We start from the raw sequence: 13,651 nt of genomic DNA on the forward strand, positions 1-13,651 counted from the left end.
GCTACTGATTTGGTATATACCAGTTTGCGAGCAAAGTGTGACGGTCAGGTGATCGGGGGATGACAGCTTGATGACAGTCAAATGACATCGGGTCGCCAGCAAGTAGTTGGGCCCTGTGTGGATGGGCGAAGCGTCGCTAATTGAAGGCAATACAAACTCGGGAAGTTAAAACCAAAAAGCGAAGGCCAACAGCTGTTGGCCTTCGACTGGCAGTTTATTGGTGGCTGTGTGTGGGGCGTGAACAAACCGCCGCCCTTCACGCTTACTGCTTGGCTTCGGTCTTGCCGTCGAAGCTGGCGCTCCACTGGGCCAGGATGGTGTTGCGCTCGCGGGCAGCCCAGCCAAAGTCGTTGTCGATCATCTGGCCCTTGATGTTGGCGGGATAGCCGGCTCTGGGCTTGGCTACCTCCGGGATGGCGACCACGGCGAACGACTTGTTGTAGAGGGTGTTGGCCTGTTCGGTGGCGGCAAAGTCGAGCAGCTGTTTGGCGGCCTCCAGCTTGGGGGTGCCCTTGATGATGGCGGCGGCTTCCATATCCCAGCCCGAGCCCTCTTTCGGGAACACCACCTCGATGGGGGCTCCCTTGGCCTTGAGGCTGGTAGCCGGGAAGTCGAAGGAGATACCGATCACCGTCTCGCCGCTGGCGGCCAGCTTGCAGGGGGCGGAGCCCGAGTGGGTGTAACGGTCGATGTTCTGGTGCAGGCCGTTCATAAATTGCCAGCCCTGCTTCTCACCCATGGTCTGCAGCCAGCCAGCGACGCTCAGGTAACCGGTGCCGGAGGAGCTGGGGTTGGGCATGATCACCTTGCCCTTGTAGATGGGCTTGGTGAGGTCGGCCCAGCTGGTGGGTGCCGGGATCCCCTGTTTCTCCGCCTCTACCTTGTTGAAGCAGATGGCGCTGAAGAAAGCGTCCAGACCGATCCAGTGCGGCTCAGCCTTGCTGTCGCGAAAGCGGCTGTCGAGCTTATCCAGCCCTTTCGGTGCATAGGCATTGAGCATCTGCTGCTGATCGAGCTGCATCAGGCTGGTAGCCGCCAGTCCCCATACCACATCCGCTTTGGGCTGGGCTTTTTCCGCCAGCAAGCGGGCGGTGACCACGCCGGTGGAGTCACGCACCCACTTGATGTTGATATCCGGATGCTGGCGCTCGAACGCGGTTTTCAGCTCGCCGAGCTGCTCCGGTTCGAAGGCGGTGTAGACGGTGAGATCGGTGGCGGCCAGTGCCGGGGCTGTCGTGGTGGCCAGCACGGCGGCGGCCAGCAGATGGGTTCCCTGTTTCATCCTCTTCTCCATATAAGTTGGCTTGGTATAAACCAGATTGGTCGAGAGAGAGGCTAGGGGACTTTTATGACGTGACCGTGACAGCCCCGTGACGTTTTGCTGTTCCTGATTTGTCCGCGACTAATCCTGGGTATCCACCTCGATCTCCAGACTGTCGTGGCGCCAGTACTCCAGATCGAAGTCGAGCACCCGACCGTGCTGATCGAAGTTGAGTCGCTCGAGGCGCAGGGCGGGCAGGCCGGCGGTGGCCCCCAGCGCCTTGGCCACCTCGTCCGGCAGGGCGGTAGGGAAGAAACGCACCTGCATGCGGGCGTAGTGAAGATCGTAATGGGCCTGGTAGATCTCGGTCAGACTGCCGTTGAGATCCAGCTCCAGCAGGCCGGGCACCCGCTCTGGCAGGCAGTGGTTCTCGCAGTAGCAGATGGCGCGCCCGTTGGCGTAGCGCAACCGTTTTAGCAGAAACAGGCTGTCGAACGGCTTGAGCTGCAACTGCGCCATCAACGCGGGCGGCACTGCCTGGCGGCTTTTCTCCAGCAGCTCGGTGCGCGGCTCACCCCCTTGCTCCCGCACTATCTGGTGAAAGTTGGAGGTGCGTCTGGGGTTGAGGCTGAAACGCGGCGGGGTGACGAACCAGCCGCGACGATCCTCCCGATAGATAAGGCCGTTGGCCTCCAGCTGCACCAGTGCCTCGCGGATGGTAACCCGAGTGGTGCCATAGAGTTCCCCCAGCAGCCGCTCGGAGGGAAGCTTGTCGTTGGGGGCCAGACCCCCCGCCAGGATCTGGTTGGCGAGGGCATCCTTGATCTGCAGATATTGCGGTTTGCTCATGAAAATCCCTGATTGTGCAATGAGTTGGGCACCGGGCTGGTCGTCGGCCTAGTCGCTAAATACAGGTGCTTAACTACATTGGTAGAGACCAGAATTGGTCCTGCTGTTGAGGCCTCCTAGATTATCGCGATCCCGGCGCTGAAAATGAATTTTTTGTTGCACGTAGCGCCACCCCTTTGACCTTGGCGGGGCAGTTACCCACAATGCGCTCATTCTGGTATATACCAAAAGGAGCGAAGTCATGACCCATATTCCTGCGGCCCCCGCCGCCGTCGATTACCTGCTGCTGACCCCGGGCCCCCTCTCGACCACCACCACGGTGCGCGCCGCCATGCTGCAAGACAGCTGCACCTGGGATGCGGACTACAACCTGGGTGTGGTCGAGCCCATCCGCCGCGAGCTGGTGCGCCTCGCCACCGGCCCGGAATATGAGAGCGACTACAGCGCCGTGCTGCTGCAGGGGAGCGGCAGCTATGTGGTGGAGAGCGTGCTGGGCTCGGCGATAGGTGTCGATGAGCGTCTGCTGATCATCAACAACGGCGCCTACGGCGCCCGCATGGGGGAGATGGCTCGCTGCCTTGGCTTGCGCCACCATGAGCTCGACTGCGGCGAGACGACCCGCCCCGAGCCTGCCGCCATCGAGGCGATGCTGGCGCGCCACCCCGAGATCACCCATCTGGCCATGGTCCACTGCGAGACCACCACCGGCATGCTCAACCCCCTTGAGGAGGTGGCTGCGCTCTGCCAGCGCCGCGGCATTCGCCTGATCGTCGATGCCATGAGCAGCTTTGGCGGCATCCCCATCGATATGGGGCGCCTTGGCATCGAGTTTCTCATCAGCTCTGCCAACAAGTGCATTCAGGGGGTGCCGGGCTTTGGTTTCGTCATCGCTCGCCGCGCCGCGCTGGCGGCCTGCGCCGGACGCGCCCGCTCGGTCTCCCTCGATCTGCATGCCCAGTGGCAGACCATGGAGCAGCAGGGGGGCAAGTGGCGCTTTACCTCGCCCACCCATACCGTACTCGCCTTTGCACAGGCCCTGCGCGAGCTGGACGAAGAGGGGGGCATTGCCGCCCGCCATCGGCGCTACAGCGACAATCAGCGCACCCTGGTGGATGGCATGGCTGCCCTCGGCTTTGCGCCGCTGCTGCCCGAGCAGTGGCAGTCTCCCATCATCACCGCCTTCTACTCTCCGGCCCACACTGACTACCGCTTCGCCGACTTCTACCAGCGGCTCAAGGCGCAGGGCTTTGTCATCTATCCGGGCAAGGTCTCGCAAGCCGATTGTTTCCGTATCGGCAATATCGGCGATGTGACCCCAGAGCGGGTGCGCTCCTTGCTCGCCGCCATGGCCAGCGCCTGCTACTGGCAAGGGGGCGCGCGATGACGAGCCAAGCGCCTCACGGTTGCGTTCAGCACGACCATAAGCTGCACGGCAGTGGCCGCGCCGACAGCGAAGGGGATATCAACCTTGGCGAGGGTCGGGCGCGCTGGTGGGAGGGTCAGCGCGAGGCGGTGCAGGCTGGATTGGCGGAGGATAGCCGCTACTTTCTCCATCAGGCGCTCTCCACCCCCTGTCTCGATCTGCTTGAGGGGGCGCAGGGGAGCTGGCTGACCAGCGTATCGGGCGCGCGTTACCTCGATTTTCACGGCAACAGCGTCCATCAGCTGGGTCACGGTCACCCCAGGGTGGTGGCCGCAGTGCAGCAGCAACTCGCCGATCTGCCGTTCGCGCCCCGCCGCTACACCCATCAGGTGGCCATCGACTGCGCCCGCACTCTGGCCGAACTGGCCCCCGGCGATCTCAACCGGGTGCTGTTCGCCCCCGGCGGCAGCGAGGTGGTGGGGATTGCCCTGAAGCTCGCCCGTTTCATCACCGGCAATAGCAAGGTGGTGTCCCTCTGGGATGCTTTTCACGGCGCCTCTCTCGATGCCATCTCGGTCGGCGGAGAGGCCTGCTTTCGCGCCGGCATGGGCCCGCTGATGGCCGGGGTGGAGCGCATCCCGCCGCCCACCCGTTATCGCGGCGTCTGGTATCGCGGAGAGGGGGGTGACCTGCACTACGCCGATTATCTGGAGTACGTCATCGAGAAGGAGGGAGGTGTCGGCGCCTTTATCGCCGAGCCGATCCGCAACACCGACGTGCAGGTGCCCTCGAAGGCCTACTGGCAGCGGGTGCGGGAGATCTGCGATCGCCACAAGGTGCTGCTGATCGTCGACGAGATCCCCAATGCCATGGGGCGCACCGGCCACTGGTTCAGCTTCGAGGAGTTCGGCATCGAGCCCGACATCATCTGTCTGGGCAAGGGGTTGGGGGGCGGGGTGGTGCCGTTTGCCGCGCTCATCACCCGCGACCGTTTCAATCAGGCCGCAGCCATCTCGCTCGGTCACTACACCCACGAGAAGAGCCCCATCGGCTGCGCGGCGGCACTCGCCACCATCGCCACCCTTCGTGAAGAGGGGCTGCTGGAAAAGGCGCGGGAGGATGGCCGTTTTATGGCGGCCGAGCTCGGCAAATTGGCCGAGCGCCACCCGCTGATCGGGCAGGTACGCGGCATCGGTTTGCTCTGGGCGCTCGATCTGGTGGTCGATCACCGGAGTCGTACCCGCAATAGCCAGGCCGCCGAGCGGCTGCTCTACCGTTGTCTGGAGCTGGGGCTCAGCTTCAAGGTCTCTCAGGGCAACGTTATCCAGCTCTCGCCGCCGCTCAATATCGCTCGCGCCGATCTGGTGCGCGCCATTTCCATTCTCGATCGCGCCCTTGGCGAGCTCGCACTTTCACCGAAACAGGAACACCACCATGACTGACTTGCAGACTGCCATCGACCCGGCCACCGACGTAGAGGCGCTGATCCTCGACTGGGCCGGCACCGTCGTCGATTTCGGCTCCTTTGCTCCCACCTCCATCTTCGTCGAGGCCTTCGCTCGCGCCTATGACTTCCCTGTGACCCTGGATGAGGCGCGCCAGCCCATGGGGCTGGGCAAGTGGGATCATATCGCCGCGCTGGGCCGTCTGCCCTCGGTGGATGCGCGCTGGCAGGCTCGCTTTGGGCACCCCATGAGCCACGCCGAGGTGGACCACCTCTATCACACCTTTATGCCGCTGCAGATTGCCGCGGTGACCCGCTTCGCCGACCCCATCCCCGGAGTGCTGTCGGTGCTGGAGGCTCTGCGGGGGCTGGGGATGAAAATCGGCTCCTGCTCCGGTTACCCCCGTCCGGTGATGGCGGCGCTGGTGCCTGCGGCGGCCGCTCAAGGCTATCGGCCGGATCACTGGGTTGCCACTGACGATCTCAAAGCGGGTGGTCGCCCCGGCCCCTGGATGGCGCTGGCCAACGTGATTGAGCTGGGAATAAGCGCCGTGCATCGCTGCATCAAGGTGGATGACGCCGTGCCGGGTATCAGCGAAGGGTTGAACGCGGGCATGTGGACGGTGGGATTGTCGGTCTCCGGCAACGAGTTCGGTGCCACCTGGGAAGCGTTTACCGCCATGAGCGAGGCGGAGATCGCCGCCCGGCGCGCCCCGGCCGGGGCCAAACTGCGGGCGGCGGGGGCACACTATGTGATCGACACCCTGGCGGATATCGCCCCGGTCATCGCCGACATCAATCGCCGTCTGGCGGCAGGAGAGCGGCCCTGAACAAGGTGGGATGAGAGGAGGGCAGTGCCGGCCTTGCCGGCAGGTTTTCAGGTCGATGCTCCCTGACTATCAGGCATAAAAAAACCGGCGCCTTGGCGCCGGTTTTTGTTCACCGAGACTCTATTACAGAGAAGCGGTGAAGGTACGGGTGATGACGTCTTGCTGTTGCTCTTTGGTCAAAGAGTTGAAGCGAACGGCATAACCGGATACGCGGATGGTCAACTGCGGATATTTCTCCGGGTTTTCCATGGCGTCCAGCAGCATTTCACGGTTCATCACGTTGACGTTCAGGTGCTGACCGCCTTCCAGGTTGGACTCATGGTGGAAGTAACCATCCATCAGACCGGCCAGGTTGGCTTTCTGGGCTTCCATGTCTTTACCCAGCGCGTTCGGCACGATGGAGAAGGTATAGGAGATACCATCTTTGGCGTAAGCGAACGGCAGCTTGGCAACGGAAGTCAGGGAAGCAACGGCACCCTTCTGGTCACGACCGTGCATCGGGTTGGCACCCGGGCCGAACGGCGCACCAGCGCGACGGCCATCCGGGGTGTTACCGGTCTTCTTGCCGTACACCACGTTGGAGGTGATGGTCAGCACGGACTGGGTAGCCACGGCACCACGGTAGGTGTTCAGCTTCTGAATTTTCTTCATGAAGCGCTCAACCAGGTCACAGGCGATGTCATCGACGCGAGCGTCGTTGTTACCGAACTGCGGGTACTCGCCTTCGATTTCGAAGTCGATGGCAACGCCATCTTCGTCACGAACCGGCTTGACCTTGGCGAACTTGATGGCAGACAGGGAGTCAGCGGCTACGGACAGACCGGCGATACCACACGCCATGGTGCGATATACGTCACGGTCGTGCAGCGCCATCAGAGAGGCTTCGTAGCTGTACTTGTCGTGCATGTAGTGGATGATGTTCAGCGCGGCAACGTATTGCTTGGCCAGCCAGTCCATGAAGTGATCCAGACGATCCATCACGTCGTTGTAGTCGAGGTACTCGGACTTGACCATTTCGGTTTTCGGACCGACCTGGATCTTGAGCTTCTCGTCCATACCGCCGTTGATTGCATACAGCATGGTCTTGGCCAGGTTGGCACGGGCACCGAAGAACTGCATCTGTTTGCCGACGATCATCGGGGACACACAGCAAGCGATGGCGTAGTCATCGTTGTTGAAGTCCGGACGCATCAGGTCGTCGTTCTCGTACTGAACGGAAGAGGTCTCGATGGATACCTTGGCGCAGTACTTCTTGAAACCGACCGGCAGCTTCTCGGACCACAGGATGGTCAGGTTCGGCTCAGGGGACGGGCCCATGGTGTACAGGGTGTTCAGCATACGGAAGCTGTTCTTGGTGACCAGGGTACGGCCATCAACGCCCATACCAGCCAGGGTCTCGGTAGCCCACATCGGGTCGCCGGAGAACAGTGAATCGTATTCCGGGGTACGCAGGAAGCGAACCATACGCAGCTTCATGACCATGTGGTCCATCAGCTCCTGGGCTTCTTGCTCGGTGATCAGGCCTTTCTTCAGGTCACGCTCGATGTACACGTCCAGGAAGCTGGAGGTACGACCGAAGGACATGGCGGCACCGTTCTGGGACTTGACTGCCGCCAGGTAGGCGAAGTAGGTCCACTGGACGGCTTCTTTGGCGTTCTTGGCCGGTACGGAGATATCGCAACCGTACTTGGCAGCCATTACCTTCATCTGTGCCAGGGCACGGTGCTGCTCGGAGATCTCTTCGCGCAGACGGATGGTGGCTTCCAGGTTGACGCCGTTTTCCAGGTCAGCTTGCAGGGACTTGAACTGGGCCAGTTTGTCGGCCATCAGGAAGTCGATACCGTACAGGGCAACACGACGGTAGTCACCGATGATACGGCCACGGCCGTAGGCATCCGGCAGACCGGTGATGACGCCGGACTTGCGGCAGTTCAGGATGTCTTTGGTGTAAACGTCAAACACGCCCTGGTTGTGAGTCTTGCGGTACTCGGTGAAGATCTTCTCGACCATCGGGTCCAGCTGACGACCGTACACTTCGCAAGAGGTCTTGACCATCTTGATACCGCCGTTGGCGATGATGGCGCGCTTGAGCGGCTTGTCGGTCTGCAGACCAACGATTTGCTCCAGGCTCTGATCGATATAGCCGGCATCGTGAGCGGTAATGGTGGAGGGCAGGTCGGTATCAAAATCGACCGGCGCGTGGGTGCGGTTCTCGATCTTGATGCCTTCCATGACCTTGTCCCACAGCTTGGTGGTAGCTTCGGTCGCGCCAGCCAGGAAGGACTCGTCACCTTCATACGGGGTGTAGTTCTTCTGGATGAAGTCACGGGTGTTGACAGAGGTCTGCCATTCACCGGCCGCGAAGCCTTCCCATGCTTTTTGGAACTGTTCGTTAAGTTCTGCCATTTTCATTACCTCACACGGTATTGATGTAGTATCCCGCAATCATCCTTAATGATGACGACGGAAGATAAACCAGTAAGTCAGACCAACCATGACGCCACCACCAATGATATTACCTATGGTGACGGGAATGAGGTTGTGTAGGACGAAGTTGGATACGGTCAGGTCGGCAAAGGTCGCCGGGTCCTGGCCGATGGCCTGCCAAAATTCCGGGCCTGCTACCGCATGGATAGCGATACCGACCGGGATCATAAACATGTTTGCGATGCTGTGCTCAAAACCGGAGGCCACGAACATGGCGACGGGGAGCAGCATGACCATCACCTTGTCGGTCGCACTGCGGGCGCCGAACGCCATCCACACGGCGAGACACACCATGAGGTTGCAGAGGATACCGAGGGCAAGGGCCTCGAAGAAGGTATGGTGGATCTTGTGCTGGGCCACCTTGAGGGCGTTCAGACCCCACTGACCATCTGCCGCCATGTACTCGGCCGACATGATGATGAGGCCGACGATGATGAGACCGCCGATGAGGTTGCCGAAGTAGACCAGTCCCCAGTTCTTGAACAGCTGGGCCCAGGTGATGCGGTTGGCCGCCTTGGCCACCAGAGTCAGGGTGGTGGAGGTGAACAGCTCGGCACCGAGCAGCACGCAGAGGATCAGACCCAGTGCGAAACAGAGACCGCCGACCAGCTTGCTGAGGCCCCAGGCCACATTGCCGGCACCGGTAGTCACCGTGATGAAGAAGACGAAAGCAATGGCGATGAAAGCGCCTGCGGTGATGGCCAGGGGGATGACCTTGTATGCAGGCTTGGTGGCCTTGGCATAGGTGATATCTTCTGCCAGTGCAGCGATGGCTTCTGGCTTGAGACAATCAAAGGGAGATTCTGCTTTCAATTCTCATGTACCTGATGTTTTGCCTGTGGAAATCATAACAAAGGGCCAGATCGTCAAAATTGACTCCGATCAAGAATTGCAGATTGTGAATGTAATTTTACTACAAAAATTTGAGTCCTCCGGCAGCGTTGCTTTACACCAGGTTTCAGCTGAAACATAAATGCTGATTTTTTAATGCAATGATTTTAAACAATTTATTTTTCATCGCCTAAAAATGGTACTGGCAAGGCATCTTTGCATCTCCCCAGCATTCTCTGCCCCGGCTTGGCAACCCCCTAAGAGGTATTTTTTGTTTTTTATTTCATCTTTGAATAACAAATCGCCTCTCTGGCGACCATAAAGCAAAAGGGGCCATCAGGGCCCCTTCACATACTACCACATCAGCCCCATGAGTGGGCTCGTTTGGCCTTCTGCAGCTTCTCATAGGCTGCCAGCAGCTTCTGATGCAGCGGGAACTGGCTGAGGGACAGGTCGGCAGCTGCCAACCCGTGGAAGCGCGCTTCGCCACTGGCGTGGGCCCAGGCCTGTGCCAGCGTCTCTGCACCATACATGCGGGTGAACACGGCGCGGTACTGCTCGGGGTCGCGATCCTCATCCAGGAACAGCTCGACGCAGGTGCGCAGGGCACGGTAGTAGTTGGCGCGATCGGCCGGGAAGACCGACTGGTTAAACTCCATGGTCCAGTCGATGAGATCGAGCGCCGTGTCGAGTTCGCCGGCGGCCAGTGCCAGCATGGCTTTGAGCTCGCCCACCCGCAGGGTGTGCAGGGCGGTGCCCTTGGCGGCGGCGATGCCGAGCAGCTCGCGCACCCGGGTGCGCTCGTCGTGACCCTCTTCATCCAGCTGGTCGAACAGCGCCATGTACTGCTCCGCGTCCCACTCCAGCGCCGGCAGCGCCAGGATGGTCTCCCGCAGGTGGGCACCCATGGTGTTGTTGGCCAGCAGCAAATCTTCGGCCGGATAAATGTCGGACATGCCGGGCACCAGGATGCGGCAGGCGTAGACGCCCAGGTGCTCGTAGTCGGCGATGTAGACCGGCTGCTCCAGCTCGTGGAAGATGCCGATCAGGTGATCGAACTCCTCCTGCGAGGTGCCGCGGAAGTCCCAGTCGGCAAACTCGAAGTCCGCATCCTGCTTGAACAGATCCCAGCTGATGAGGCCGGAGGAGTCGATGAAGTGAGTCTCCAGGTTGTGGTGATCCGCCACCTGCTCGTTGTCGAACGAGGGCGGCACGAACACGTCCAGATCCTTGAGGCTACGGCCCTGCAGCAGCTCGGTGACGGTGCGCTCGAACGCTACTTCGAAGCGCGGGTGGGCACCGAAGGAGGCAAAGCAGGTGCCGTTGCTCGGGTTGAGCAGCACCACGCAGATGACCGGGTAGCGACCGCCAAGGGAGGCGTCGAAGCTGTAGATGGGGAAGCCTTCGGCTTCCAGCGCATCGATGGAGGCCTTGATGCCGGGGTAACGGGCGATCACCTCGTTCGGGATCAGCGGCAGGCTGAGGGCCTCAGCGATGATCTTGTTCTTCACGTGGCGCTCGAACACCTCCGACAGCCCCTGGGTGCGGGCCTCGGTGCGGGTGTTGCCGGCGCTCATGCCGTTGGAGACATACAGGTTGCCGATGATGTTCATCGGGATGTAGACGGTCTGGTGATCAGACTGGCGCTCGAAGGGCAGGGCGACGATGCCGCGCTCCTCGTTGCCGGATTGCAGATCCACCAGCATGTCGGCGGTCACTTCCCCGTCCGGGTTGTAGAACTTGCGAGTGAAGGGGTCGAGCAGACCGGTGGGCAGCTGATCCCCCTCGATGTGGAACCACTTCTCGTTCGGGTAGTGAACGAAGTCGCCATTGGCGACCTGCTCGCCCAGATAGAAGTCGGCGAAGAAGTAGTTGGTGGAGAGACGCTCGAAATATTCACCCAGAGCGGAGGCGAGCGCCGCCTTCTTGCTGGCACCCTTGCCGTTGGTGAAACAGAGGGAGCACTCCTTGTCCCGGATGTGCACGGACCAGACATTGGGCACGGGGTTGAGCCAGGAGGCCTCTTCGATATCAAAGCCCAGAGCTTGCAGCTTGGTCTGGAAGCGTTCGATGGAGTCTTCCAGCGCCGCGTCCTTGCCGGGAATAAAAGTGTGGTCGGTCATCACGATATCCTGATTTTTATTGGCTCATGTTTGGCCGCAGATAATAGCAGGGGTCGGCGCGTTTGGCAGGCAAAAAACGGGGCCCATGCCCCGTTTTGCTCTCCATTCAACCGAGGTCGGTCACGGCTCAGCCGATGAATTTCAGACCCAGGATCCCGCCGATGATCAGCAGCAGGCAGAGCACCCGGGCGAGGGTGGCCGGTTCGTTGAACAGCCAGATCCCCATCAGCACGGTGCCGACCGCGCCGATGCCGGTCCATACCGCGTAGGCGGTGCCAAGGGGCAACTGTTTGACCGCCATGGCGAGCAGCAGCACGCTCACCCCCATGGCGATCAGGGTCAGCAGGGTGGGCAGGGGACGGCTGAAACCGTCGGTGTATTTGAGGCCGATGGCCCAGGCGACCTCGAACAGGCCGGCCAACAGCAGGAGCAACCAGGACATAAGGCAGATTCCGCAGGCAGCAGGGTCGTCCCTGCGTATCAGGAGGCCTCGGGGTCGTCCCCAAGGGGCAGCGGGGCTGCCGGTCGGTCTCAATGATGCCCCAAGTGGGGGCGGGATGCCAACCGGCTGCCCGCAGGTCGGCCAGGCTGACGGATATTGCAGCGAACGGCACAGAATATTGCGCAATTCGACTTGCGCCCGCCGTCACAATCCGTAATGTGGACAGACGCATTTTTCGCAACCCATATTTTGTGAACCGCTTGTAAACGGCCCGCGCCGGACAAGGGATCACGGGTATCACACTCGGTTTCTATAAGCAGCTATCCAGGGTAGGACATTATGAAAAAAGTAGGTTTGGTCGGTTGGCGTGGCATGGTGGGTTCGGTGTTGATGAGCCGGATGCAGGAAGAGAAGGATTTTTCCCGCATTCAGCCCACCTTCTTCACCACCTCCCAGGCCGGTGAGGCCGCCCCCAATTTCGGCGTCGATGCCGGCACCCTGCAGGATGCCTTCGACATCGAGGCGCTGGCCGCACAGGACGTCATCATCACCGCCCAGGGCGGCGACTACACCAAGGATGTCTATCCACGCCTGAAAGCCGCCGGCTGGCAGGGCTACTGGATTGATGCCGCCTCCTCCCTGCGTATGGAGAAGGATGCGGTCATCATCCTGGATCCGGTCAACGGCGACGTCATCGAACATGCCCTGAACAACGGCATCAAGACCTTCGTCGGCGGCAACTGCACCGTCAGCCTGATGCTGCTGGCCCTGGGTGGCCTGTTCAAGGCCGATCTGGTGGAGTGGGTGAGCGTGGCCACCTATCAGGCCGCCTCCGGTGGCGGTGCGCGCCACATGCGCGAGCTGGTCACCCAGATGGGCCTGCTGCGCGATGAAGTGGCGGTGGAGCTGGCGGATCCCGCCTCTGCCATCCTCGACATCGAGCGCAAGATCACCGAGAAGACCCGCTCCGGCACCCTGCCGGTGGACAACTTCGGCGTGCCGCTGGCCGGTGGCCTCATCCCCTGGATCGACACCAAGCTCGACAACGGCCAGAGCCGCGAAGAGTGGAAGGGCCAGGCCGAGACCAACAAGATCCTCGGCATCGAACACGCCGCCATTCCGGTGGATGGTCTGTGCGTGCGCATCGGCGCCCTGCGCTGCCACAGCCAGGCCTTCACCATCAAGCTGAAAAAAGACGTGCCGCTGGCGGAAATCGAAGCCCTGCTGGCTGCCCACAACGACTGGGTCAAGGTGATCCCCAACGATCGCGACATCACCGCCCGCGAGCTGACCCCGGCTGCCGTTACCGGCACCCTCAGCATCCCGGTCGGTCGTCTGCGCAAGCTCAACATGGGTCCGGAGTATCTGGCCGCCTTTACCGTGGGTGACCAGCTGCTGTGGGGCGCCGCCGAGCCGCTGCGCCGCATGCTCAACATCCTGCTGGATCGCGGTTGATCCGGTTGCACCCAGCATGAACAGGGGGCCGCGGCCCCCTGTTTTTTTGCGCCTTTGCCACTCTTGCAGGCCGGCAGCGAGTGCAAAAAAGATGGGCTGGCGAGTGGCGCCGGCAAGGCGCCTGCCATCAGCTTGTTATTAATGGCATCAATATTGACTACCCGCCGGGCTTATTTGTTCGTGACTCAATAACGGCAGACTTATTTCCCAGCAGTGGGCGCAGCGTCAGGCCGACGATATTTTCCGGCACTGTTAACCGGCACAGTTAACACGGTTAAATAGCGCCGTTCAGGCTATTCAAGGGCGTTGACTGATGGACCAGATATATACCTTGTTACAAAAGCACGTCTGTTGCTGATATCCCTTCGGGGCTTGATTGATTACACTGACGGCCACGGCCGGGTTGCAGGCTGCCAGCCTTTGGCGGCTGCATTGACTGGCTCGGGGCAGACTTTGCTGCCGGAAAAATATTATTCATGTCATCAATAATGCGAGGCACCTGCAGAGGGCTGTCGCCATTTTTTCGTTGTTGCGCGCTGGATATGAACGACGCGCCGCGACCGCCA

At 61.0% G+C, this 13,651-nt stretch carries 10 protein-coding genes; 4 read left to right on the forward strand and 6 right to left on the reverse strand.

What is annotated here, in order from left to right; all coding sequences use genetic code 11:
• Positions 1–262: 262 nt before the first annotated feature.
• Both PG899_RS02815 and phnR read right to left on the reverse strand, forming a co-directional pair.
• Positions 263–1,282 (reverse strand): putative 2-aminoethylphosphonate ABC transporter substrate-binding protein, encoded by a 1,020-nt coding sequence (locus PG899_RS02815; protein ID WP_077096514.1) that lies wholly within the window; start codon positions 1,280–1,282, stop codon positions 263–265.
• 120 nt (positions 1,283–1,402) lie between these two features.
• Positions 1,403–2,110 (reverse strand): phosphonate utilization transcriptional regulator PhnR, encoded by a 708-nt coding sequence (gene phnR, locus PG899_RS02820; RefSeq protein WP_029303195.1) that lies wholly within the window; start codon positions 2,108–2,110, stop codon positions 1,403–1,405.
• Positions 2,111–2,351: 241 nt separating this feature from the next.
• Here phnR and phnW point away from each other — a divergent pair, with 241 nt between their 5' ends.
• The 3 genes from phnW to phnX are packed head-to-tail and all read left to right on the forward strand — an operon-like array spanning position 2,352 to position 5,747.
• The gene (phnW, locus tag PG899_RS02825) at positions 2,352–3,494 is read left to right on the forward strand and encodes a 2-aminoethylphosphonate--pyruvate transaminase (RefSeq protein WP_077096513.1); all 1,143 of its coding nucleotides are present in this window, start codon (positions 2,352–2,354) and stop codon (positions 3,492–3,494) included.
• Positions 3,491–4,915, forward strand: coding sequence for an aspartate aminotransferase family protein (locus PG899_RS02830; protein ID WP_077096512.1), 1,425 nt, complete (start codon positions 3,491–3,493; stop codon positions 4,913–4,915). The genes phnW and PG899_RS02830 overlap by 4 nt, the downstream gene beginning before the upstream one ends.
• Positions 4,908–5,747 carry a phosphonoacetaldehyde hydrolase gene (gene phnX / locus PG899_RS02835; RefSeq protein WP_077096511.1) on the forward strand — a complete coding sequence of 280 codons (840 nt, stop codon included), beginning with the start codon at positions 4,908–4,910 and terminating at the stop codon, positions 5,745–5,747. Before PG899_RS02830 ends, phnX begins: the two co-directional genes overlap by 8 nt.
• A gap of 123 nt (positions 5,748–5,870) precedes the next feature.
• Here phnX and pflB read toward each other — a convergent pair whose 3' ends face one another.
• From pflB to sugE, 4 genes are all read right to left on the reverse strand, one after another.
• Positions 5,871–8,153, reverse strand: a complete 2,283-nt coding sequence (pflB, locus tag PG899_RS02840) for a formate C-acetyltransferase (RefSeq protein ID WP_016350517.1) — start codon at positions 8,151–8,153, stop codon at positions 5,871–5,873.
• Between the two features lie 45 nt (positions 8,154–8,198).
• Positions 8,199–9,047, reverse strand: a complete 849-nt coding sequence (focA, locus tag PG899_RS02845) for a formate transporter FocA (protein WP_011705812.1) — start codon at positions 9,045–9,047, stop codon at positions 8,199–8,201.
• A gap of 380 nt (positions 9,048–9,427) precedes the next feature.
• Positions 9,428–11,188, reverse strand: coding sequence for a 30S ribosomal protein S12 methylthiotransferase accessory factor YcaO (gene ycaO, locus PG899_RS02850; RefSeq protein ID WP_077096510.1), 1,761 nt, complete (start codon positions 11,186–11,188; stop codon positions 9,428–9,430).
• Positions 11,189–11,315: 127 nt separating this feature from the next.
• Positions 11,316–11,630: a quaternary ammonium compound efflux SMR transporter SugE gene (gene sugE, locus PG899_RS02855; protein ID WP_011705814.1), complete on the reverse strand. Its 315-nt coding sequence runs from the start codon at positions 11,628–11,630 to the stop codon at positions 11,316–11,318.
• A 339-nt stretch (positions 11,631–11,969) separates the two neighbouring features.
• Between sugE and asd the strand changes: the two genes are divergently transcribed.
• Positions 11,970–13,085: an aspartate-semialdehyde dehydrogenase gene (asd, locus tag PG899_RS02860; RefSeq protein ID WP_077096509.1), complete on the forward strand. Its 1,116-nt coding sequence runs from the start codon at positions 11,970–11,972 to the stop codon at positions 13,083–13,085.
• Positions 13,086–13,651: the final 566 nt, after the last annotated feature.

The organism is Aeromonas sp. QDB39, from assembly GCF_027707585.1.
Lineage (GTDB): Bacteria > Pseudomonadota > Gammaproteobacteria > Enterobacterales > Aeromonadaceae > Aeromonas > Aeromonas hydrophila.